The following is a 22450-nucleotide window of genomic DNA, read 5'->3' on the forward strand; positions in this document are numbered from 1 at the left end:
GCGGGCAGGCGATGGGCCGCAAGGCGGTGCGGGCAGTATACCCATCCCGTCCGAATCTGGTTTCGACGCGGGCCGAGGGTGGGCGGTTCCGCGACAGCTTGCGCTCGCGGGCGGCGATGCGGCCCCGTCCCCCGGTATACTTAGGCGCTTTGCCGCCTTGGCTGCCCTGCCGCCCCATCCATGCTGACGTCCTTCATCGTCCGACTCGTCGACTGGTCCGTGCGACGACCGATCCTGGTCGTCGCACTCGCATTCGTGCTCGCCGCGGCGAGCAGTGTCTATACGGTGCGGCACTTCAAGATCAATACCGACGTCAGCAAGCTCATCGAGACCGACGCGCAGTGGTCGGCCCTCAGCGACGCGATGGACCGCGCGTTCCCGCAGCGCGATCAAACGATCCTCGCCGTCGTCGAGGCGGGCGCGCCCGAGATGGCCGATGCGGCGGCCGATGCCCTCGCCGCCGGCTTGTCGAGCCCCGCGCATCGCGATCGGATCGGCGCGGTCTCGGAGCCCGGCGGCGGGCCGCTGTTCGAGCACGACGGCATGCTGTTCTTGTCGGTCGACAACGTCCGTGGCACGACCGCGCAGCTCGCGCAAGCCCGTCCGCTCATCAACACGCTCGCGCACGACCCGAGCGTCACGGGCCTGTCGACAACCCTCTCGACGATGCTCGGCCTCCCGCTACAGTCCGGCCAAGTGAAGCTGCCGGCCATGGCGAACCTGCTCACGCGCGCGGCCGATACGGTGGACGCCGTGTTGGCCGGCAAGCCCGCGGCATTCTCGTGGCGTGCGCTCGTCGATCCGGACACGGCGCATCAGCCGGCACGCGCGTTCGTCACGGTGTCGCCCGTGGTCAACTACGGCGCGTTGCAAGCCGGCGCCCAGGCGTCGGACACGATTCGCGCGGTTGCCCGCGAGCTCGACCTGCAAAAGCGCTATGGCGCCGTCGTGCGCTTGACGGGCGCCCAGCCCCTGTCCGACGAAGAGTTCGCTTCCGTCGAAGACGGCGCCGTCGTCAACGGCATCGGCACGCTCCTCGTGGTCCTGGCGATCCTTTGGCTGGCCCTGCGCTCGAAGCGCATGATTCTCGCCGTGCTCGTCACGCTGGCCGTCGGCTTGCCGATCACGGCCGCGCTGGGGTTGCTGATGGTCGGCTCGCTGAACATGATTTCGGTGGCGTTCATGGTGCTGTTCGTCGGGCTCGGTGCCGATTTCGCGATCCAATACGGCGTGAAATACCGGGAAGAGCGCCATCGCGACGAGCGGCTCGATCATGCGCTCGTCGGCGCGGCGCACTCCATGGGCCTGCCGCTCACGCTCGCCGCGGCAGCCGTCGCCACGAGCTTCTTTTCATTCCTGCCGACCGCCTATCGCGGCGTTTCGGAGCTCGGCCTCATCGCCGGCGTCGGCATGATCGTCGCGTACTTCAGCACGATGACGCTACTGCCCGCCTTGCTCAAGCTGATGGCGCCGCCGGGCGAGCCGTCGCGGCCCGGCTTTGCGCGCCTCGCGCCGATCGACGATTTTCTGCAGGACCACCGCAAGCCCATCCTCATCGGGGCGCTGATCGTCGTGCTCGGCGCGACCCCGCTGCTGTTGCATCTACGATTCGACTTCAACCCGCTGCATCTGAAGGACCCGACGACCGAATCGATGGCGACGCTGTTGTCGCTGAAGAACTCCCCCGAGGCTTCGGTCAACGACGTCGCCGTGCTGGCGCCATCGCTCGCGGCGGCCGATCTGACGGCGCGCCACCTGAGCGCGCTGCCCGAAGTCGGACGCGTCACGACGCTGACCACGTTCATCCCGCCCGAACAGCCGGAAAAGCTCGCGCTGATTGCGCCGGCGGCGCAAACGCTGCTGCCCGCCCTGACGCAACCGCCCGCGCCGCCGGCAACGGACGCGCAACGGGTGGCCGCGTTGAAGCGTGCATCGAACCAGCTCACTTATGCCGCCCAAGACTACCCCGGGGCGGGGGCGAAGGAGGCGCAGCGGCTATCGGCCTCGCTGGCCAAGCTCGCGGCCGCGGATGGCGCAACGCGCGATCGAGCCGAAACCGCCTTCGCCACGCCGCTGCGGCTGTCCCTGCATCAACTGTCGACGCTGCTGCAGCCGTTTGCCCTTTCGCAGGCGACGCTGCCGCCCGAGCTCGTGCGCGACTGGGTCGCGCCCGACGGCCGCGCCCTCGTCCAGATTTCGCCGCGCGTACCGCCCGGCGTCGATCCGAACGACGATGCAATGCTGCGCCGCTTCGCGCATGCGGTGAAGCAGGCCGAGCCCAACGCGATCGGCGGCCCGATTTCGATCCTGCATTCGGCCGACACGATCATCGAAGCGTTCTTGCAGGCCGCCGCTTGGGCCGTGCTCTCGATCACGCTGCTGCTGTGGGTCACGCTGGGGCGCTTCGGCGACGTCCTGCGCACGATGATCCCGCTGCTCGTTTCCGCGCTGGTGACGCTCGAGCTTTGCGTCGTCTTCGACATGCCGCTGAACTTTGCCAATATCATCGCGTTGCCGCTGATGCTCGGGGTCGGCGTGGCGTTCAAGGTCTATTTCGTGATGGCGTGGCGGGCGGGCCAGACGAGCTTGCTCTCATCGAGCCTCACACATGCGGTATTGTTCAGTGCGGCGACGACGGCCACCGCATTCGGCAGCCTCTGGCTGTCGCACCATCCGGGTACCGCGAGCATGGGGCGCCTGCTCGCCCTTGCGCTGTCTTGCACATTGGTCGGCGCGGTCGTGTTTCAGCCCGTCTTGATGGGAAAGCCGCGCGCGGCGCGCGCCCAAAAGAAAGAAATAAAAGGAATCGATGGATAAGCTACGAATCTTGACCGCGCTGGTTCCAGCGGCGGCGCTTTTGGCAGGTTGCGCGAGCCCGAGCACACGCACGCCTGGCGATCCGTTCGAGCCGATGAACCGTGTCGTCTTCAAGGTGAACGACACGATCGACGAGCACGTCGCCGTGCCGATCGCGAAAACTTACCAGAAGATTACGCCGCACCCGCTGCGCACGGCGATCAGCAATTTCTTCTCGAACTTGGGCGACCTGAACAATATCGCCAACGAGTTGCTGCAGTTGAGGATCACCGATGCCACCGAAGACCTGATTCGCTTCGCGATGAACACGACGTTCGGCCTCGGCGGGCTCATCGATATCGCCACCCCGGCGCGATTGCCCAAGCATCATCAAGACTTCGGCCTCACGCTGGGACGCTGGGGCGTCCCGTCCGGCCCATACCTCGTGCTGCCGATCTTCGGGCCGAGCTCGTTCCGCGACGGCGTGGGGTTTGCCGTCGATACGCGCTTCAGCCCGCTCATCTATGCGCCTGTCGATGCGCAGAAGCCGCTCTACGGCTTGCAGTTCGTCAGCGCGCGCTCCGACATGCTCGGTGCGACGAACATTCTCGAGCAGGCCGCGCTCGACAAATATTCGTTCGTGCGCGACGCCTATACGCAGCAGCGGCGCTCGGCGCTCGGCGCCGATACGTCGAAGCCGCCCGTGCTGCCCAATTACGGCGACGAGGACGAAAGCGCGGCGCCGGCCGCACCGGGGGGCGCGAGCGAAGCGGGGGCGGCGGTTCCAGCGGCGGCATCGGGTGCATCGGCCGTGGCTGCGCCATCGGCGGCGTCCGCGCCTGCTGCGCCTGCTGCGCCTGCTGCGTCTACTGCATCCGCCGCATCCGCTGCATCGGCGCCCGCTGCGACGCAACCGGCTTCCGCGCCGGCCGTTCCTGCGGCCGCATCGACACCCACGACCGCCACGCCCGTTCCCAAAGGCACCAGCGGCGAATAAAACAAGGTAGACCACCTCAATGCTTCACGTTGCATCCCAGGGCATGCTCGCGCCGACGCTGCATGCGCTTCACCCTTATGCGCTCGCCGGCATCATCGCGGCGCTCGTCATCGGCGGCATCGTCAAGGGTATCGTCAGCATCGGCGTGCCGCTCGTTGCCATGCCGATCCTGATTCAGATGATGCCAGTGAAGCAGGCGGTGCTATTGCTGTCGATGCCCGTGATCCTCGGCAACATTCCGCAAGCGTTGGAAGGCGGCGAAACATTGGCCACGGCGAAGCGTATTGCGGCACCGTTGATTGGGACCGTGCTCGGCAACATCGCGGGTGTGTCGATCCTGGTTTCGCTCGAACCGCACCATGCACAAGTCGCCGCCGGTGGATTGCTCGTATTTGCCGCGCTGCTTTTGCTTGCCTCGCCGAGGTTCACGCTGGCGCCGAAGTGGGTCAAGCCCGTTGGGTTCGTGCTGGGGTTCGGCGCTGCCTTGATGGAAAGCATTGCGTCGATACCGGGGCCGCTGCTTGCGATCTATCTGATTGCCACGGGGGCACGCGGCAAGGTGTTCACGAAGCAGATGGCGATCATCCTCGTCGTCTCGATCGTCACGCTGCTGCTCGCTTTCAAGAGCGGGGCGCATGCGTCGGGCACCGACTTGCTCATTTCGGCTGCGGCCAGCGTTCCCGTGATCGCCGGTATTCAACTCGCCAAGCCGTTGCGCGATAAGCTGCCGCCGCATGCGTTTCGTATTATCGTTTTGCTGTTCGTGCTCGGCGCTGCCCTGCAGATGATTCGGAAGGCGTTGGGGTTTTGATGCGCTCGCAGTGCTGCGGCTCGATACGCTGCGGAGCCGCCCCGTGATGTTCCGGCTTCGGACGATGCCCTAAAAGCGACACATCTCGACCAATGCTGACGACCTTTGGACAGGATCTGTATTTTGCCGATGGGCCAGCGGTATCGTTCCATGGCTTTCCATACCCGACCCGCATGGCGATCGTGCGGCTCTCGTCGGGGAAGACATGGGTATGGTCGCCAATCGCGCTGACGGAAGATTTAGCCGTTGCCGTTGAGGCACTCGGACCGGTCGCGCATATCGTCTCACCGAATAAACTGCACCATCTCGCGCTCTCGGCGTGGAAAATGCGCTGGCCTGAAGCGGCCATCCATGCCCCTCCGGGGCTCGTTCGAAAAATGAAAGGGTTTCGCTTCGATGCCGAACTTGGCGACGAGCCGGACCGACAATGGATCGTCGACATCGATCAAGTCGTGTTTCGCGGATCGTTTGCCATGGAAGAAGTGGTGTTCTTCCATCGCGTCTCACGCACCGCCATCTTCGGTGACCTGATCCAACGCTTTCCCGATGAGCTAGCTACGGGATGGAAAGGCACTCTTCTGCGGCTTGACGACCTCGTCGGACCGCACGGCAGTACGCCGCGCGAATGGCGATGGAGTTTTCTCTCGCGTAATGCCGCGCGCGCCGCTCGCCAAAGAGTGCTCGATTGGAAGCCCGAGCGGCTTCTGATCGCTCATGGCCAATGCGCAGACCGTGAAGCAACGCATGTCATTGCCGAGGCGTTGCGCTGGATTTGATTGAGCTACGGGGTGCCGTGCATCAGTAACCGATCTATGAGGCGGCCATTCGACCGCTTCTCCGGGATCAAATCCGTCACGGGACTGGATGATCGAATCGTAGTAGCAAACCCTCCAGCTGGGATCGGAATGCTATGAAGTTATTGCAAATTGTCCGAATGCGCAGATGGTTCACGCCGTGGCCAGCAGCTTGGGTGCGTGCGGTAAGAATCGAAATAACAGGGTGCCGGACAAGCAAAGGCGCTGCTGCGCGGGTTGCTTGAGGATCAGCCAGGTAGGCATTGAGAGCGGTCGAGTCAACGGCATGTGTCATTACATCGTCGAACGCCGAAAGAACCTTTCGCCTCCAGGCAGCATAGCTCCCCCATTGGCCCAGGAAGTACTTTCCAACGAATCCGTTGTGCGGCAGTTGAGTAAGCTGCCAACGGAATCTGTCTGCATATCCTCCAAACATATGCGCATGTTCGTCAGGCTCGGCGGCCCCCCCTCTTCGAACTAGCGGCTGATTTGGCCCAAGGATGTGCCCGAGATCCATATTTGACATCGTTGTCCAGCTCGCCCGCAATAGCGGGTTGTAGTTTTGCATATGGGCTTCCCAGCCTTGGAGCCCGCCGAACAGTTCCCCTAGAGCACCGTTAACCATTCCAATAGCGTCGCCGAAAACGTGATCCCCTTGAGCGGGCGCTAAGGACGGCGCGCCACTCGCAACCGGTTTTGCTGGTATTGGCATTTAGCTTCCTTGTTTATGAAATCCCTGTTTCCATACCGCTACTTCTTCGATTCAAACTTCCTGGAATTCTGCGCCCGAGCGAGACGGTCCCGCGTCGCGCCTGCCCATAGTCAGTGATCGCCGGTACACCTGCCGTCGCTTGGGTTAGCAACCGCCGTCGCCCTCGCTGACGAGTTGCGATGCGTTTGAGATCGGCGCTCTATGTCTTGCTGAACGTCCGCGTCCCAGCGCGCACGTCCTTTTTTGCCCGCTCAACTTCTTTCTGTCGCTTCGACATGGCGTTTTCCGTGGCACTCCCGTCCGCCTAACGCACCCGTCTAATTTCAAACTTGCGGCCGGGAAATTTCTGCGTCGCCAGAAGCTTAGCTTCTTCCACTGTTCTGGCTTGCACGGCCTCGGTATTCCACAGCGTTGCCGGATCTACGACCATATTGCCATTCGCTGCAAGCCGATTGTGATTCCGATACGCGAAGTACTCCCGTTCCATCCCCGGCCGGATCACGTCGACCTCGTAAGTATTCATCAGTACGCCTTTTTCTATGCCACGATGTCAGACGTCGTTTTGACGAATGTTTAGCTCCATCGTCGCAGTACCAGATGCAGAGACGTAGTTTGTGACACCAGCGCTGTCCAATGCAGCCTTGAACTGCGACTTCGCAACGTGAGCCCGCGCCACAGCCTCTTCAACCTGTCGTCGTGATATATCCCAGGCGGCAGCCCGAAGTCCCTCGGCATTGATATCACTCACGGTATCATGGGCAATCTTGAGAGCATCTTGCATTTCGAACACGCTTTGTATCGCCTGATAGTCGATGAGCCTTTCAACAGGGAAGGCACCGAGGCTCCGGTGTATTGTCGCCAGCGCGTCCGTATCGCTTATATGCTTGAAGAAATGTTCGACGTAGATGTCCGCTGCCTCGTTGCGTGGAATATTTTCAATCAAATTAAGGGCCCGCTCCATAATTGGACGAAGGGTCATAAGTGATTCCTGTCGGCGCAGGTTGTCTCTCTTTCGATCACGTTTGTCGCCGTCCATCCTCTGTCGATAAGGCACATAAATCGCGATCGCGATTGCGATCATCGCTCCGACTGCTTGTACCCACGAAGCCCACGACGAGCTGTCCTTGGGCGGCCACTTGACGAATGCCGTCGCAAACATTCCTAGCAGGAAGCCGCCTATGAAAAGGCATGTGTTTTTGATGTTACTCATATGCGCCTTGCTTACCCCTCCCGCTCGGATGACATCTGCGGGAGTATTTCAATGGGCTGCTAAATGACGAGGCCGATCGTTCGCAGCCCGGTGACATACTCATTCAAGCGCGCCTTGATGTATTCGATTTTCATCGGCCCCTTGCCTGCCGGCTCGTCTACCTGCGTACCATTGGCATCGCCCGTCGAGTTTGGCCAGTAAAACAGGTTGCGAGGATCATTGGCCAGATTCCATATCAGATCGTTCACCTCGCGGTTCAGGTCGACCTCGGCATAGTACTTCGTGTTCGTCATTCCATCCGTTCTAGTCGGCCGGATATTCGGCTTCGGCATCGCCCCCACTGAGAACCGGTCACTCGTTTGTGTAAGATCCCAGTCTTTCCAATCGTAGGTTTTTGCAGGGGCAAGGGTCAACCCGTTCATCCATTTAACGGCAGACTCGAGATTCGTGTGGCTGGTGAGCAAGCGCTCGATCTCGTTTCGAATATGACTGTAGGGGACATGATGATTGCAAGTACCGCTGGGAGGTTGCCGATAACCGCTCAGATACGCCGCGAGCGTTCGCTGAGTGTCGTTGTGGACCTCTCGTTGATGCTCGATGCCCGCGATCTTGACGCTTCCCGCCTTGTCATTCGCGGGATTGAAGCTAATCGCGGTTTTACGCTGGATGACAAATGCACCACTGCCGCCTCGAAGCTGGACTGAAGCGCCGGGACTCAACGGAACGCCGTTAGCGCCACTGAACAGGCCTCTTGCCCCTGCGTCCGGCCCGCCCGCCGATGCGGGGGCGGCGTTCGCCGAAATGGCATGTGCATGCCGAGCGGCTTGCATGCCCAGCCGGTCAGCCTCGGCCTCCAACGCAGCATCCTGCAGCACCGCAACACCGGACGCCGGTATGCGAACGCGGCCCTGCCGTTGTTGAATAACATGGGCGAGTTCGTGTCCGATCAACTCCTGCCCATGCATAGAATCAGGTTGATATCGGCCCGGCTCGAAATAGATATCGTTGCCCATCGTGAATGCTACGGCACCTAAGCGAGCGGCTTGCGGTCCGATATGGACGCGCACCGCGGAGAAGTCCGCCACAAATGCGGCCTCCATCTTTTGGAGCAGTGTCGGCGGCAGACTCTTCCCGCCCCCCCGCACCAAACCAAGCCGTGCCGGGTCTATCTCGACGTTCGCGCTCGGTGATCGACTCCCCGCGTGCGCCCCCGCGGCGCTCGGCCTCATCTGCAGCGTGCCATTGCGCACAGGGGCTCCACGCGCCATCTGTCCAGTAGGAAAAAACCCCTGAATGACATACCCCGGCATAACCGTCCCCCGCGTGATGCGCCAATGATCGGGCAGCCGACTTAGCGCGAAGTCTTTCGCCGTAATGGCGCTTTATGAAGTGGCCGACATCGCAACGATCCAAACTACAAAGAAATTGCGCGTCCGCCAATTTGTCCGAACAATGAACGATCGCCTGTTCTTCGTCAAGTTGGTCGCCTTTACCGCCTATCACAGAACCATCGTATTTCCACGTGCCATCGAACCTCGCGGCGAAACGGGCGTTCACCGTTACACGGCTGAAGCCCGATGCCCGCGTCGGGCCTCTCCCGATCGACGCCGCGGAATAGGAAGTCCACCGCGATGGCCAGCTCACGTATTTCTCGTCTCTTGTTGGTATCTACAACTCGCTAGCCGCCGGGGGCGGTCACGCAAGCATCACGAGTTCATCGCCGCTCTCCGCAAGCGCCTTGCTCGCTTCCGCCCATCCTTCGCGGGCCTTGTGCCGGGGGCGGCGCAGCATGACCGCGTTGTTTTCGACGTCCCGCGCGCAGCTTAGGCCGGCTAGATCTCGCGGCGTCAGGTATATAATGTCAGTACAAACGTCAATACACTAAACGGACGGGCGAGTTGTGCAGTTTGAATGGGATGAAGGTAAGAACCGGATCAATATTCGCAAGCATGGGATCGACTTCAGCGATGCGATCGACGTGTTCAATCATCCGGTGCTGACGGCACTGGACTCTAGAGAGAAGACTACGGGGAGGAGCGCTGGGTAGCCCTCGGCTTGATGAAGGCGATGATGGCGGTGGTGGTGTATGTGGAGCGCAACGGGCCGGTGATTCGTATCATCTCGGCGCGCAAAGCGACGAAGCATGAGGCTAAACGATATGAACAAAGCATCAAAAACTGACTGGAAGCGGCTGGAAAAGCTTAAGGACGAGCAGATCGACACACGCGACGTACCTGAACTGGACGACGAGTTCTTTGCGCGCGCCGAGCTGCACGTTCCACCGAAGCAAGCGGTGACGATGCGGCTGGATGTCGATGTCTTGAACTGGTTCAAAGAGCAAGGCCAAGGCTATCAGACACGCATCAACAAACTGCTGCGAGCGTACATGCTGGCGCATCAGCGTAGGCATTCCTGAGTGCCGCCAACAATTGCCTCGATACCCAAAGGTTGTCGATGCGGCCCATGTTCGTTTCTCGTGCGACACCGAGCGTGAACCGAGCGCACGACGCTCATCGCGACGCCCATCCCCCGCAGCTTGTGAATGAATGAACGAGACCACCCACGCGGCCTCGTTCAACCCGGCAGCGCCCCTACGAGTTAGAAGCGAATACCTGCCGCGACACCCGTCCCGCGCCCAGCGCATTCAAAACCAACTCCCCCCGATCGGTAAGCTGAGCACGCCGATCCCCCTCGGCAGATTGCTCGAGCATCACGAGCTGCTGCTCGAGCAGCGCGTCGAGTTCCGCGCGGTTCATGTCGAGCTGATCCGGCGCATGCCGGACCAGCATCAGCGTCGCGAATTCGTGCGGACTGAGCATGCTAGCCCCCACTAGCCGAGCGCGACCTCGATCCGCCGCGGCTTCGCTTCGTCGCGACGCGGAATCGTCAGCTTCAGCACGCCATCGCGCAGTTGCGCATCGATCCGCGACACGTCGAAATCAGGACTCACCGTGAACGCACGCGCAAAGTGCGGATGGCGAATCTCGCCATACTGAAGCCGCAAGCCCGAGGGCATAGGGACGACCGCTTCCGCCTCGATGCTCAAGCTACTGTCGTGCACGCGCACGTCCAGCTTCTCGCGCGGCACCCCCGGCAAATCCGCATACAGCGTGATGCCGTGGCTATCTTCGAAAACGTCGACAGCCGGTACGATGCGCGTCGGCCGGGCCGAGGCCCTCGCCTTGTCCTGGTTCGTCACGGTCGCGCCGGCGTCATCGGACCGAGTGGCCAGTTCAGTACTGTCGCTCATGATTCTCTCCATGATTCATTCGGTGGGCATTGCGCCCCGTCGTTTCAATAGAGGTAAAGGCTCGCGCCGCCTTCACTGCACCGCAATCGAGCGCGGTTTCGACGCTTCGGAGCGGCCGACGCTGATCGTCAGGCAGCCGTCCACATAACGCGCCTTTGCTTTATCCGGATCGGCGTGCTGCGGCAGTTCGACGACACGGCGGAACGTGCCCATGAAACGTTCTTCGGCATACACGCGTGCATCGGGCGGCAACTCCGCCTCCGTGCGCCTGCGCTCGCCGCTGATCGTCAGCAACCCCTTGTCGATCGATATCTCGATCTTCGCGGGGTCGAGCCCCGGCACGAAGGCGACGATCTCGACGCTGTCGTCGGTACTGCCGATGTTGACGGGCGGAAAGGCGCCCGTACGCGTCGCGCGCAAGCTGGCCGGAAAATCCGTGAAGAGACTCGCCATCTGCCGTTGAAGGCGATCGAATTCGCCGAGCAGATCGGTCGTGAAAAAGAGATCACTCATGACAGGCTCCTTGACGAGGCCGCCACGAACGTCGAACAGGCTACGCGATCCAGTTCGTCCGTCCGTGGATGACCCACTGACAAACAAATCGAAACACGCAGCGCGCGATGGGATGAATCGCGCGACTGCCTGAGCGAAACCTAAGATAGTGCGGCGAGCCAAAATTTCAAGAGGCCGTGCGACCGAGCCGGAGGAAGGCTTCATCGCGTTTCGATAAGCCGCCCGCCGCCCCTTATGGATGAAATATTTCGTTACAAGCAAGCGGGCCCGTGCTTTCTCGAAGCACCGGCCCGCGGGTCCTACTTTGCCTTCGCACCAGATAGATTTACCTAAACGGCCACGTCCGCCCGCTCAACGCGATTGCTCGCCGTCACGGCCGAGACGACCACCGTGACGACGACATTGAGCACCAGTGCGATCAAGCCGATATACGTCGGATACGTCGCTCCCGCGAAATGCAGCGCATAGACCGGCTTCAGCCCCTGCTCGGCGGCCAGCAGCGTGCCCAGGGAGATCCCCGCCAGCCAGCCGAGGAACAGCCCGGACGATGTCAAGCGTCGCGTATACAGCGAGAACACCACTGCCGGGAAGATCTGCAGGATCCACACGCCACCGAGCAACTGCATATCGATCGCGTACTGCGTGGGCAGCGCGATGATGAACAGCAGCGCACCGAACTTCACGACCAGCGACACGAGCTTGGCATTCGCCGCTTCTTTTTCCGGCGTGGCGTTCGGCGCGATCAGCGGCTTATAGAGGTTGCGCGTGAACAGGTTCGCCGCGCCGATCGACATGATCGCCGCCGGCACCAATGCGCTGATCGCGATCGCCGCGGCCGCGAAGCCGACGAACCAGGACGGGAACAGCGTCAGAAACAACGCCGGCACGACATCCGACGGCGACTTGACGTGAACGCCGGCGGCAATCGCCATGTAGCCGAGCAGTGCGATCAGCCCGAGCAGCACGGTATAAGCCGGCAAGAAGATCGCGTTCTTCCGGACGGTCGCGGCCGAACGCGACGAGAGCACGCCCGTCATCGTATGCGGATACATGAATGCAGCGAGCGCGGAGCCCAAGGCAAGCGTCGCGTAGGCCGTGAACTGCGACGGCTTCAGCAGGATGCCGGTGGCACCGCCCTTCGCCGCGAAGTGCTTGTCCGCCATATCGAACAGCGCGCCGTAGCCGCCGAGCTTCGTGGGAATCCAGCACACGGCGACGATCACCACGATGTAGATCATGATGTCCTTGACGAACGCGATCATGGCCGGCGCGCGCAAGCCGCTTGCGTAGGTGTAGAGCGCCAGAATCACGAAGGCGATGATGAGCGGCAGCTCGCCCGTGACGCCAAGGCTCTTGATCACCACCTGCATGCCGACGAGCTGCAACGCGATGTAAGGCATCGTGGCGACGATGCCCGTCAGCGCAACGGCCGCCGGCAGCCACTTGCCGCCGAACACGCCTTGCACGTAGTCCGCCGCCGTGATGTGATTGTGCCGCTGGCAGGCTTGCCAAAGCTTGGGCATCACGGCGAAGACGAACGGATAGACGATGATCGTGTATGGCAGGGCGAAAAAGCCGTATGCGCCCACGGAATAAACCAAAGCCGGCACTGCAATGACGGTGTAAGCCGTATAGAAATCGCCGCCCACGAGGAACCACGAGATGACGGTGCCGAACTGGCGTCCGCCGAGTCCCCATTCATGCAATTGCGAGAGATCGCCGCGCTTCCAGCGTGCCGCAACGAAACCCAGCACCGTAATGAGTGCAAAGAAGACGATGAAGATCGCCAGAGCAGTCGTATTGATCGAAGTGGACTCGGTCATTTGGCGCTCCGGTAGACGGCATACATCAGCAGCGAGGTAATCGGCACCCAGAGAAACTGGTACCAGTAGAAGAACGGGAAGCCGAGCAGCGATGGGTGGCCGCCGCTGTAGAACGGCAGCCATAGCAGGGCTAGATACGGCAAAAGCAAAATCAGCGGAAGCCACGAACGGCGTGGCGGATTGGAGGTCTCCATGATGCTCCTTAGGGCTGACGATGAGGCGACCGGCATCTAGCAGGGCAACCGCTCGCACTCTGTCTTATTGAACTTTCGTGGGATGAATCGCGCCGAACGCGGTGTTTGCTTAGGAAGCATGGGGCGGCCTCCCGCGAATCGAATTGCGCTCGACGGCCGTAGTATTTGCGCGCGGTATATTGGCCGCAAGCGCATAACTACTTAGGGGTGCTACGTAGAATTACGTAGCGATCAAGGCGCCATTAGCGAGCCGTTGGTCGTCTAGCCCGCGCGCCGTTTCACACCCGCCCGCTGCGGGATCTTCATCTCGGCGATGAATTCGTCGTGCATTTCCCGCAGTACCTCGACGAATGCCGATGCAAGCCGCTCCCTTGGCCGATGCGGCGGATAGAGCAAATAGATAGGAAATAGGACGTCGGGCGAAAACCGGCGAATTGCGACGTCGGGCCCGGCAAAGTCGCGCGCCACGATCGGATGCGAAAGCGTCACCCCCATGCCGAGGCGGACCATTTCACAGCAGATCGCCGAGTACTGCGCCTCGATCGCCATCACGCGTTCGACGCCCGCGCGTGCAAATACCTCATCCATCTGCGCTCGCGTGCCGTCGCCGTGACACAGCGAAATGAACGACTCGCCTTGCAAATCGGACGGCTTGACGATCGCCTTCTTCGCAAGCCGATGTTCCGCCGGCAGTACGCACATCGCCGGTACCCGGGAAAGCAATTCGACGTCGCAGTTCGACGCTTCACTGACATACACGGCCACCCCAAGGTCGCAAAACTGCGAGGCCGTCCAGTGATTGATCGTGCCGGACGTATTCATGTGCAACGTCACGGTCACGCCGGGGTGTAGCCGCTGGAAGCGATCGATCGCGCGCGGCACGAGCGTGAGGCCCGCGGACGGCATCGCCGCAATGCGCAAGCGTCCTGTGCCGAGATTGCGGATTTGCGCGGCGGCGTTCGCCAGCCCTTGCAAGCCGACATAGGCGCGCTCGACCTCGCGAAAGAATGCCGTCCCCTCGCTCGTCGGGATCAGCCGCGCGCCCGTGCGCTGAAACAACACGAGACCCGTTTCGCGCTCGAGCTGCGAGATCAGCCGGCTCACGTTCGGCTGGGACGTGAAAAGCTCCTTGGCCGCAGCCGTCATCGAGCCGGCCGTCATCACGGCCCGAAACGCTTCGACGTGCTTCAGATTCATCTTCGTCGCCTCTCCAATTGGCCCCGATTCGGCTTTAGGGGTCCGCCCTAGGTCATATCACCGGTGTATAGGTCCGTATTTTATTCGTATTGGACGATATAGCTCGCCCAGCGCGAAACTAGTCTGCATCGGCGCGAACGTCGAACCATCGCTACACATAATCAAGGAGACTCCGTCATGAAGAAGGTGCTGCCTCGCCGTGACCTTTCCATGCTTTCGCCAGCGCTCGTTGCGGCCCTGATGCTCGCCGGCGCCTGCGCCGCCAGCGCGCCCGCCCACGCCGAAACGACGCTGTACGTGGCGAACGTCGGCGGTTCGAACGAGCAGATGTATCGGCAGAAGATCGATCCGCCGTTCGAGAAAGCCCATCACGTCAAGATCGTCTACGTCGCGGGCAATTCGAGCGATACGCTCGCGAAGCTCGAAGCACAGAAGGGCCACGAGCAAATCAACGTAGCGGTGATGGACGACGGCCCGATGTATCAAGCAATGCAGCTCGGCCTGTGCGGAAAGCTCGACGAAGCACCCGTCATGAAAGACCTCTATCCGCTCGCGCATCTCGGGCCCACGGCCGTCGGCATCGGCATGGTCGCAACGGGTATCGGGTACAACGAGAAGGCGTTCGAGAAGCTCGGCCTACCGGCCCCCGATTCGTGGAAGGCGCTGACCGACCCGCGCCTGAAGGGCAAAATCGGCGTGCCGCCGATCACCAACACCTACGGTCTGCATACGCTCGTCATGTTCGCTCGCATGAACGGTGGCGGCGAGAAAGACATCGATCCGGGCTTCGCCGCGATCAAAACGCGCGTCGCACCCAACGTCCTATCGTGGGCGCCGACGCCGGGCGAAATGGACGGCCTCATGCAATCGGGCGACGTCATCATCGCGCCTTACGGCAGCGGGCGCGCCGTCGCGCTGCAAAACACCGGCTTCCCGCTCAAGTTCGTCTATCCGAAGGAAGGCGGCGTGGCGCTGCAGGTCGGTGCGTGCGTCGTCGCGCAAAACGCTCAACCCGAGCTTTCGCAGCAGTTCATTCAGTACTTGCTGAGCCCCGAGGTGCAGGCCATGCAGGCGCAGGACATTGGCCTCGGGCCCGTCAACAAGACCGTCAAGCTGTCGCCCGACATCGCCGCGCGCGTGCCCTACGGTCCCGCTCAGATCGCGAAGCTCACCTCGGTCGACTGGACGACCATCAATCAGCACCGCGCCGCATGGACCGAGCGCTGGAATCGATCCGTCGAGCGTTGAGCGGCGCTTCGGCGCTTCGGCTTCGATCAGCGGGCAAGCGCGCCGTGCGCCGCGCCCGCCACGTGCCCTCGATGAAGGATGGACGCGAGAATGAGTTTCCTCACCCTGCAAGGCATTTCCAAGCGATACGGCGATTTCACGGCGATCGAACACATCGATCTGTCCGTCGAGCGCGGCGAATTCATGTCGCTGCTCGGTCCGTCGGGTTGCGGCAAGACGACGACGCTGCAAATGATCGCCGGCTTCATCTCTCCGACGACGGGCCGCATCACGCTCGACGGTCGCGACATCACGGACGAGCGCCCCGAAAAGCGCGGCATCGGTGTGGTGTTTCAGAGCTACGCGCTGTTCCCGCACATGACGGTCGCCGGCAATGTCGGCTTCGGCCTCGAGATGCGCAAGATGAAACGCGACGAGCGTCGGCGCCGCATTGCCGAAGCGCTCGAACTCGTGCATCTGCGCGGCCTCGACGAACGCTATCCGAAGGAGCTCTCGGGCGGCCAGCGGCAGCGCGTGGCGATCGCTCGCGCGATCGCGATGCAGCCCGAGCTCTTGCTGCTCGACGAGCCGATGTCGAACCTCGACGCCAAGCTGCGGGAGGAGATGCACATCGAGCTGCGCGCCATTCAAAAGCGGCTCGGCATCACGACGATTCTCGTCACGCACGATCAAGTCGAGGCCATGACGATGAGCGACCGCATCGCCGTCATGCATCGCGGCAAAGTCGCTCAGTTGAGCACGCCCTTCGACGCCTACGAGCGTCCCGCCACGCCGTTCACGTCGACGTTCCTTGGCCGAACCAACACGCTCGAAGGCGAAGTGCTGCGCCTCAATCCGCGCTGCGCGGAAGTCACCGTGGCGGGCACGATGCTGCAGGTGCCGCACGAAGGGCGCGACGTGGCCGGCGCGGTCAACGTCTACATTCGCCCTGAGAAAGTGCGTCTGGCGAACGGCGACGCGCGTTTGCACGGACGCGTGGCCACGCGCGTGTTCGTCGGCAATCAATGGCTGCTCGTCGTCGATACGGCGCTCGGCAGAATGCACGTCGCGCAGCCGAACTACGGTGCGCCGCCGCCCGAGGAAGGCTGCGAAGTCGGGCTTGCTTGGACCGACGACGATCTGCGCGTGCTGAATCAGGAGGGTCGCCATGGCCACCCTTGACGACGCACGCGGAGGCGCCGCACCGTGGCTGCTTTCGGCCCCTGCGCTGCTGCTCTTCATTGCGATGCTGCTCGTGCCGCTCGTATTGACGGTGCTGCTGTCGTTCCACGTCTTTCGCGATATGGCCGGCGTGCAGCCGGGCTATACGCTGCACAATTATTTCGAAGTCGTCACCGATCCGTACTACGGCACGATCTTTCTGCGCACGGCGGGGCTCGCCTTTGCCGTGACCGTGCTGTCCATCGTGCTCGGCGTGCCGGAAACCATCGTGCTCGCGCGCATGCGCAAGCCGTGGCAATCGATCTGCCTGCTGATCGTGATTGGGCCGCTCTTGATTTCGGTGGTCGTGCGCACGCTCGGCTGGGAGATCCTGCTCGGCAACAACGGCGTGATCAACGACGTCCTGCGCGCGCTCGATATCACTGACGAGCCGATTCGCTTCGTGTTCACGATGACGGGCGTGATCGTCGCACTCACGCACGTCCTCGTGCCGTTCATGGTGATGTCGGTCTGGGCCACGCTGCAAAAGCTCGATCCTCAGGTGGAATGGGCCGGACGTTCGCTCGGCAGCTCGCCGATGCGCGTATTCCGGCGCGTGGTGCTGCCGCAGATCCTGCCTGGCGTGCTGTCGGGCTCGATCATCGTTTTTGCGCTGTCGGCATCGGCATTCGCCACGCCCGCGCTGATCGGCGGCAGGCGCCTGAAAGTCGTGGCCACCGCCGCTTACGACGAATTCCTCGGCACGCTGAACTGGCCGCTCGGCGCGAGCATCGTCGTGCTGTTGCTCATCGCCAACGTCGCGATCGTGATGGGCTGCAGCCGGCTCGCCGAACGCCGCTTCAAGCACATCTTCGACTGAGCAGGCTCCGTCATGAAGAAAAACGGCTTTCTCGCGCTCGCATTCAATGCGCTGTTTCTCACGTTCATCCTGGCACCGCTCGTCGTCGTGCTGCTCGTCGCGTTCACCGACAAAGGCTACATTTCGACGCCGTTCCGCGGCGCATCGTTGCGCTGGTTTCGTGCGATCTGGGACAACGACGACATCGTCTCGGCGTTCTGGCTATCGGTGCGGCTCGCCTTCACGGCAGCCACGATCGGCGTCGTGCTGGCCGTGCCGGCTGCGCTCGCCATCGCACGCTATCGCTTCCCCGGCCGCGGCGCGTTGATGGCTTTCTTTCTGTCGCCGATGATGATCCCGGCCGTCGTGCTCGGCATCGCGTTCCTGCGCTTTCTCTCGCTGCTGAACTTGAACGGATCGTTCGCGGCGCTCGTCGCCACGCACGTCGTGATCGTCGTGCCCTATGCGCTGCGGCTTGCGCTGTCGTCGGCCGTCGGCCTCGACCGCGACGCCGAGCGCGCCGCCCTTTCATGCGGCGCGAGCCGATTCACCGCATTTCGGCGCGTCGTGCTGCCGATGATCCGCACCGGCGTGGCCGGCGGCTGGCTGCTGTCGTTCATTCAGAGCTTCGACGAGTTGACCATGACCATTTTCGTGGCGACGCCGGGAACCACGACCTTGCCCGTCGCTATGTACAACGAGATCCAGCAAACCATCGATCCGCTCGTCACATCGGTGTCGGCCGTGCTGATCGTCGGCACGATCCTTTTGATGGTGGTGCTCGACCGCCTGGTCGGGTTGGATCGCATCTTGATCGGAGAAGCGCATTGACTTCGAACACGTCCCCTAGCGCCGACGTGCTTGTCATCGGCGGTGGCCTCGTCGGCTCCGCGCTCGCTTACGGCCTCGCACGCATTGGCGCGCGCGTCACCGTCCTCGACGAGGGAGACGGCGGCTTTCGCGCGTCGCGCGGCAATTTTGGCCTCGTTTGGATTCAGGGCAAAGGCTACGGTCTCACACCCTATGCCGGCTGGTCGCGCGACTCGGCCGCACGCTGGCCGAGCCTTGCTCAACACTTGCGTGAGGACTGCGGCATCGACGTCGCGCTGCGTCAGCCCGGCGGCTTCCAGTTCTTGTTCTCCGATGACGAGATGGCGGAACGCCACAAGCGTCTGTCGGCACTGCGGGAAGAGATCGGCGACTATCCGTTCGAATTGCTCGATCACCGCGAGGCACGCGAGCGCGTGCCGGGGCTGGGCCCGAAGGTCGTCGGCGCGAGCTATACGCCGATGGACGGGCACGTCAACCCGCTCAAGCTGCTGCGCGCGCTGCACGCCGGCATGCAAAAGCGCGGCGTGCAACTGCATTCCGGCGAATGCGTGGAACGGATCGAGCCGAATAAAGGCGGCTACACCGTGCATAGCCATCGCGGCACTTACCGCGCCGCGCGCCTGGTGCTCGCCGCCGGGCTCGGCAACCGGGCGCTCGCGCCGCTGGTCGGCTTGGATGCCCCCGTCGCCCCCAACCGCGGCATGATTTTGATCAGCGAGCGCGTCGCGCCGTTCCTCCACTATCCGACGCTCAACGTGCGTCAAACCGATGAGGGCACGGTTCAGTTCGGCGATTCGATGGAGCAGGCCGGCTTCGACGACTTCACCTCGACTCCCATCTTGAGCGAGATCGCGCGCCGCGGCGTCCGCACGTTTCCGGCACTGCGCAACGTTCGCCTCGTGCGGGCTTGGGCCGCACTGCGCGTCTATAGCCCCGACGGCTTTCCGATCTACGAGCAATCCGAAATGCACCCGGGCGCTTTCGTCGTGACCTGCCACAGCGGCGTGACGCTGGCCGCCGCGCATGCGCAGCGCCTCGCCCCATGGATTGCGGGCGCGCCGATGCCCACTGAATTGCCGGCTTTCTCCGCACGCCGCTTCGCCGCCTGCGCCGATCCGATTCCCGCCCATTGAAACCGTCATGACTTCCCACTCTGCTCAATCGCTGTTCAAACCGCTGCCCGGCGCCGATGCGCCCGTCGATATCTGGTTCGACGATCAGCCGCTGTCGGTGCCGGGCGGCCGCTCCGTCGCCGCCGCACTGCTGGCCGCCGGTGTTTCCCGCTTTCGGGCAACGCCGGTGTCCGGCTCGCCGCGCGCACCCTATTGCATGATGGGCGCCTGCTTCGAGTGCCTCGTCGAGATCGACGGCGTGCCGAGCAGGCAAAGCTGCATGGTGCAGGTACGCTCAGGCATGCGCATTCGTTCGCAAGAAGGCGCGCGCGATTTGCCGCCGGTCGCCGCCAACGAGCCGGAGAACGTTCATGGCCGCTGATTTCGCGTCGGAACGAATCGACGTCGTCGTCGTGGGCGCCGGCCCCGCCGGCATGAGCGCGGCAACGCGGGCCGCCCGCGCGGGATTGTCGGTGGTGCTGCTCGACGAGCAAGATGCCGTCGGCGGACAAATCTATCGCGCCATCGAGCGCGCCGACGCGCAACGCCGAGAGATTCTCGGCCCCGACTACGCAGCGGGTTCCGCCATCGCGGAAGCCTTCACGCGCTCGGGTGCCCGGCATGTGGCCAACGCATCCGTATGGCAGGTGACGCGTGAGCGCACGGTGCACTATCTGAAGGACGGCCGCGTCGGCAGCTTCGAAGCCAAGCGTGTGATCCTCGCGAGCGGTGCGCTCGAGCGTCCGTTTCCGATTCCGGGGTGGACACTGCCCGGCGTGATGACCGCCGGCGCAGCGCAGATCTTGCTGAAGAGCGCGGGCGAAGTGCCGTCTTCCGCTCCGATCCTCGCGGGCTGCGGGCCGCTTCTCTATCTGCTCGGCTGGCAGTATGTCCGTGCCGGCGTGCCGATTCGCGCGCTCGTCGATACGACTCGGCATGAGGACCGTTGGCGCGCGAAGCGTCACCTCCTCTCCGCGCTGCGCGCGTGGCCGTTCCTGAGCAAGGGGCTGCAATTGATCCGGACGTTGCGGCGAGCCGGCGTGCCGATCTACGAAGGCGCGGACGATCTGCGCGTCGAAGCAGCGACGGCTTCCGGCGGGACGGAGCGTGCCGCGGCCCTCGTCTTCGCGACGCAAGCTGGCCCCCAACGTATCGAAGCCGACGTGATCTTGCTGCATCAGGGCGTCGTGCCGAACACGCAGTTCACGCATGCGCTGCGTGCGACGCATCGCTGGGACGACGCGCAGCTTTGCTTCACGCCGCAGATCGATGCATCGGGCGAACTCGATGTGCCGGGCATCTTCGTGGCCGGCGACGGGGCCGGCATCGGCGGCGCGCAAGCGGCAGCGGAGCAAGGCGCGCTTGCCGCACTCGCCGTCGCATCGCAGCTCGGCGCAATCGATATGGCCACGCGTGATCGAGAAGCGGCACTGCATCGCGCGGCGCTCGCGCGTGTGATGCGCATCCGCCCTTTCCTCGACAGCTTGTACCGTCCTCGCGATGCCAACCGCATCCCTACCGACGAAACGATCGTGTGCCGCTGCGAAGAAGTGACGGCCGGCGAACTGCGCGGGTTCGTTGCACTCGGGTGCGTAGGACCCAATCAGGCGAAATCGTTCGGCCGCTGCGGCATGGGTCCGTGTCAAGGACGCATGTGCGGCTTGACCGTTACCGAAGTGATCGCCGATGCGCGCAAGGTTCCGCCGGCCGAGGTGGGTTACTACCGCATTCGTCCGCCGATCAAGCCGCTCACGCTCGGAGAACTCGCCGGTGAATGATCGATCGCGTTCGAGCGCAGGCTTGCTCGCCAAGGCCGACGTGCTCGTCGTCGGCGGGGGGCTGCACGGCACGAGCAGCGCCTTGAACCTGGCGCGGCGCGGCGTGAGCGTCATCGTGCTGGAGGCCGATTATGTGGCGCGCCACTCGTCGGGCGTGAATGCCGGCGGTGTGCGCACGCTCGGGAGACCGCTTCCCGAAATTCCGCTCGCGTTGATGTCGCGCGAGATCTGGCACACGCTGCCGGACATCGTGGGCGACGATGGCGGCTTCGTGCCGTCGGGCCAGTTGAAGATCGCCGAAACCGAATCGGAGCTCGACGAATGCCGCGAGCGCGTGGCATTGCTCGAGGCACAGGGATTCACGCATGAGAAGGTCGTCGATCGCGAAACGGTGCTCGCGCTCGAGCCGGCACTCGCCAAGCATGTGACAGGTGGCATTTGGGTCGAACGCGACGGTTACGCGTTGCCGTTTCGCACGACCACCGCATTTCGGCTCGCCGCGCAACGGCAGGGCGTGCGCTTTTACGAAGGCACGAAGGCCGTTCGCATCGAGCAGCGCGGCGCCCGTTGGTGCGTCGATACGCCTCGCGGGTCGTTCGCCGCGGAAAAGCTGCTCGTCGCGGCGGGCGCATGGTCGGGCGAGCTAGCGAGTCAGGTGGGCGAGCCTGTTCCCGTCCATCCGGAAGGCTTGATGCTGATGGTCACGCATCGCGTTGCACCGTTCTGCAAAGCGACGCTCGGCGCGACGGGACGGCCGCTGTCGTTCAAGCAGTTCGATAACGGTACGGTCGTCATCGGCGGTAAGTTGATCGGGATCGCCGACCTGCAAGGACGTCACGGCGAAGTCGATTTCATGCGGCTCGCACGCAGCGCACGCACCGTCGTCGATCTGTTCCCGCATTTGCGGCATCTTGGCATCAATCGCGCGTGGGCCGGCGTCGAAGCATTCACCGACGATTCGCTGCCCGTCATTTCGCCGAGCCGCAGCGCCTCGAACCTCTACTACTCGTTCGGCTATTGCGGCAGCGGCTTTCAGTTGGGGCCAGGCTGCGGCTGGCTCGTCGCCCAAATGATGCTCGACGGGATCACCGCGCTACCGCTCGGCGCATTCGCCATCGATCGGTTTTCGAGGTCGAACGCGTCTACCGAAGGGCCAACGGCGGGCGTTGCCATTCAGCACTGACC

At 63.0% G+C, this 22450-nt stretch carries 24 protein-coding genes and 1 pseudogene; 15 read left to right on the plus strand and 10 right to left on the minus strand.

Features of this window, described 5'->3' with window-relative positions:
- Window positions 1–180 precede the first annotated feature (180 nt).
- The 4 genes from ACTHNZ_RS06490 (at window position 181) to ACTHNZ_RS06505 (ending at window position 5380) form a co-directional block, all read left to right on the plus strand.
- Window positions 181–2817 carry an MMPL family transporter gene (locus ACTHNZ_RS06490; protein ID WP_440541671.1) on the plus strand — a complete coding sequence of 879 codons (2637 nt, stop codon included), beginning with the start codon at window positions 181–183 and terminating at the stop codon, window positions 2815–2817.
- Complete coding sequence (locus ACTHNZ_RS06495; protein ID WP_440541672.1) at window positions 2810–3793, plus strand: MlaA family lipoprotein; 984 nt, start codon at window positions 2810–2812, stop codon at window positions 3791–3793. The genes ACTHNZ_RS06490 and ACTHNZ_RS06495 overlap by 8 nt, the downstream gene beginning before the upstream one ends.
- A gap of 19 nt (window positions 3794–3812) precedes the next feature.
- Window positions 3813–4604 (plus strand): TSUP family transporter, encoded by a 792-nt coding sequence (locus tag ACTHNZ_RS06500; RefSeq protein ID WP_440541673.1) that lies wholly within the window; start codon window positions 3813–3815, stop codon window positions 4602–4604.
- A 92-nt stretch (window positions 4605–4696) separates the two neighbouring features.
- Entirely contained in the window at window positions 4697–5380 is a 684-nt protein-coding gene (locus ACTHNZ_RS06505) for a DUF4336 domain-containing protein (RefSeq protein WP_440541674.1), read from the plus strand.
- Window positions 5381–6414: 1034 nt separating this feature from the next.
- Here ACTHNZ_RS06505 and ACTHNZ_RS06510 read toward each other — a convergent pair.
- The 4 genes and pseudogenes from ACTHNZ_RS06510 to ACTHNZ_RS06525 all read right to left on the minus strand — a co-directional run.
- Complete coding sequence (locus tag ACTHNZ_RS06510) at window positions 6415–6633, minus strand: hypothetical protein (RefSeq protein WP_440541675.1); 219 nt, start codon at window positions 6631–6633, stop codon at window positions 6415–6417.
- A 27-nt stretch (window positions 6634–6660) separates the two neighbouring features.
- Complete coding sequence (locus ACTHNZ_RS06515) at window positions 6661–7320, minus strand: hypothetical protein (protein ID WP_440541676.1); 660 nt, start codon at window positions 7318–7320, stop codon at window positions 6661–6663.
- A 59-nt stretch (window positions 7321–7379) separates the two neighbouring features.
- Window positions 7380–8630 (minus strand): eCIS core domain-containing protein, encoded by a 1251-nt coding sequence (locus ACTHNZ_RS06520; protein ID WP_440541677.1) that lies wholly within the window; start codon window positions 8628–8630, stop codon window positions 7380–7382.
- Between the two features lie 385 nt (window positions 8631–9015).
- Window positions 9016–9132 (minus strand): annotated as a pseudogene (locus ACTHNZ_RS06525) (AbrB/MazE/SpoVT family DNA-binding domain-containing protein); the annotation flags it as partial.
- Window positions 9133–9220: 88 nt separating this feature from the next.
- Here ACTHNZ_RS06525 and ACTHNZ_RS06530 point away from each other — a divergent pair.
- The 3 genes from ACTHNZ_RS06530 to ACTHNZ_RS06540 are packed head-to-tail and all read left to right on the plus strand — an operon-like array spanning window position 9221 to window position 9736.
- A complete protein-coding gene (locus ACTHNZ_RS06530; RefSeq protein ID WP_440541678.1) occupies window positions 9221–9367 on the plus strand; it encodes a BrnT family toxin in 147 nt (48 codons plus the stop codon).
- Window positions 9368–9390: 23 nt separating this feature from the next.
- Window positions 9391–9501, plus strand: coding sequence for a hypothetical protein (locus ACTHNZ_RS06535; RefSeq protein WP_440541717.1), 111 nt, complete (start codon window positions 9391–9393; stop codon window positions 9499–9501).
- The gene (locus ACTHNZ_RS06540) at window positions 9479–9736 is read left to right on the plus strand and encodes a BrnA antitoxin family protein (RefSeq protein WP_440541679.1); all 258 of its coding nucleotides are present in this window, start codon (window positions 9479–9481) and stop codon (window positions 9734–9736) included. The genes ACTHNZ_RS06535 and ACTHNZ_RS06540 overlap by 23 nt, the downstream gene beginning before the upstream one ends.
- Window positions 9737–9911: 175 nt before the next feature.
- Here ACTHNZ_RS06540 and ACTHNZ_RS06545 read toward each other — a convergent pair whose 3' ends face one another.
- From ACTHNZ_RS06545 to ACTHNZ_RS06570, 6 genes are all read right to left on the minus strand, one after another.
- Window positions 9912–10139, minus strand: a complete 228-nt coding sequence (locus ACTHNZ_RS06545; protein ID WP_440541680.1) for a hypothetical protein — start codon at window positions 10137–10139, stop codon at window positions 9912–9914.
- Window positions 10140–10150: 11 nt separating this feature from the next.
- Window positions 10151–10570: an Hsp20/alpha crystallin family protein gene (locus ACTHNZ_RS06550; protein ID WP_440541681.1), complete on the minus strand. Its 420-nt coding sequence runs from the start codon at window positions 10568–10570 to the stop codon at window positions 10151–10153.
- A 72-nt stretch (window positions 10571–10642) separates the two neighbouring features.
- Window positions 10643–11083 (minus strand): Hsp20/alpha crystallin family protein, encoded by a 441-nt coding sequence (locus ACTHNZ_RS06555; protein ID WP_440541682.1) that lies wholly within the window; start codon window positions 11081–11083, stop codon window positions 10643–10645.
- A gap of 329 nt (window positions 11084–11412) precedes the next feature.
- Complete coding sequence (gene mctP, locus ACTHNZ_RS06560) at window positions 11413–12906, minus strand: monocarboxylate uptake permease MctP (protein ID WP_440541683.1); 1494 nt, start codon at window positions 12904–12906, stop codon at window positions 11413–11415.
- Window positions 12903–13100 carry a DUF3311 domain-containing protein gene (locus tag ACTHNZ_RS06565; RefSeq protein WP_440541684.1) on the minus strand — a complete coding sequence of 66 codons (198 nt, stop codon included), beginning with the start codon at window positions 13098–13100 and terminating at the stop codon, window positions 12903–12905. Before ACTHNZ_RS06565 ends, mctP begins: the two co-directional genes overlap by 4 nt.
- A 261-nt stretch (window positions 13101–13361) precedes the next feature.
- Window positions 13362–14297: a LysR substrate-binding domain-containing protein gene (locus ACTHNZ_RS06570; RefSeq protein WP_440541685.1), complete on the minus strand. Its 936-nt coding sequence runs from the start codon at window positions 14295–14297 to the stop codon at window positions 13362–13364.
- A 177-nt stretch (window positions 14298–14474) separates the two neighbouring features.
- Between ACTHNZ_RS06570 and ACTHNZ_RS06575 the strand changes: the two genes are divergently transcribed.
- The 8 genes from ACTHNZ_RS06575 to ACTHNZ_RS06610 all read left to right on the plus strand — a co-directional run bounded on the left by ACTHNZ_RS06575 (window position 14475) and on the right by ACTHNZ_RS06610 (window position 22448).
- A complete protein-coding gene (locus ACTHNZ_RS06575) occupies window positions 14475–15545 on the plus strand; it encodes an ABC transporter substrate-binding protein (protein WP_440541686.1) in 1071 nt (356 codons plus the stop codon).
- A 90-nt stretch (window positions 15546–15635) separates the two neighbouring features.
- A complete protein-coding gene (locus tag ACTHNZ_RS06580; protein WP_440541687.1) occupies window positions 15636–16706 on the plus strand; it encodes an ABC transporter ATP-binding protein in 1071 nt (356 codons plus the stop codon).
- Window positions 16693–17565 carry an ABC transporter permease gene (locus ACTHNZ_RS06585; protein ID WP_440541688.1) on the plus strand — a complete coding sequence of 291 codons (873 nt, stop codon included), beginning with the start codon at window positions 16693–16695 and terminating at the stop codon, window positions 17563–17565. The genes ACTHNZ_RS06580 and ACTHNZ_RS06585 overlap by 14 nt, the downstream gene beginning before the upstream one ends.
- A 12-nt stretch (window positions 17566–17577) precedes the next feature.
- Entirely contained in the window at window positions 17578–18375 is a 798-nt protein-coding gene (locus ACTHNZ_RS06590) for an ABC transporter permease (protein ID WP_440541689.1), read from the plus strand.
- The gene (locus tag ACTHNZ_RS06595; protein WP_440541690.1) at window positions 18372–19508 is read left to right on the plus strand and encodes an NAD(P)/FAD-dependent oxidoreductase; all 1137 of its coding nucleotides are present in this window, start codon (window positions 18372–18374) and stop codon (window positions 19506–19508) included. The genes ACTHNZ_RS06590 and ACTHNZ_RS06595 overlap by 4 nt, the downstream gene beginning before the upstream one ends.
- 7 nt (window positions 19509–19515) lie before the next feature.
- The gene (locus ACTHNZ_RS06600; RefSeq protein ID WP_440541691.1) at window positions 19516–19869 is read left to right on the plus strand and encodes a (2Fe-2S)-binding protein; all 354 of its coding nucleotides are present in this window, start codon (window positions 19516–19518) and stop codon (window positions 19867–19869) included.
- Entirely contained in the window at window positions 19859–21265 is a 1407-nt protein-coding gene (locus tag ACTHNZ_RS06605; protein ID WP_440541692.1) for an FAD-dependent oxidoreductase, read from the plus strand. The genes ACTHNZ_RS06600 and ACTHNZ_RS06605 overlap by 11 nt, the downstream gene beginning before the upstream one ends.
- The gene (locus ACTHNZ_RS06610; RefSeq protein WP_440541693.1) at window positions 21258–22448 is read left to right on the plus strand and encodes an NAD(P)/FAD-dependent oxidoreductase; all 1191 of its coding nucleotides are present in this window, start codon (window positions 21258–21260) and stop codon (window positions 22446–22448) included. Before ACTHNZ_RS06605 ends, ACTHNZ_RS06610 begins: the two co-directional genes overlap by 8 nt.
- Window positions 22449–22450 lie beyond the last annotated feature (2 nt).

It is taken from the genome of Trinickia sp., from assembly GCF_051953955.1.
Taxonomy (GTDB): Bacteria; Pseudomonadota; Gammaproteobacteria; order Burkholderiales; family Burkholderiaceae; genus Trinickia.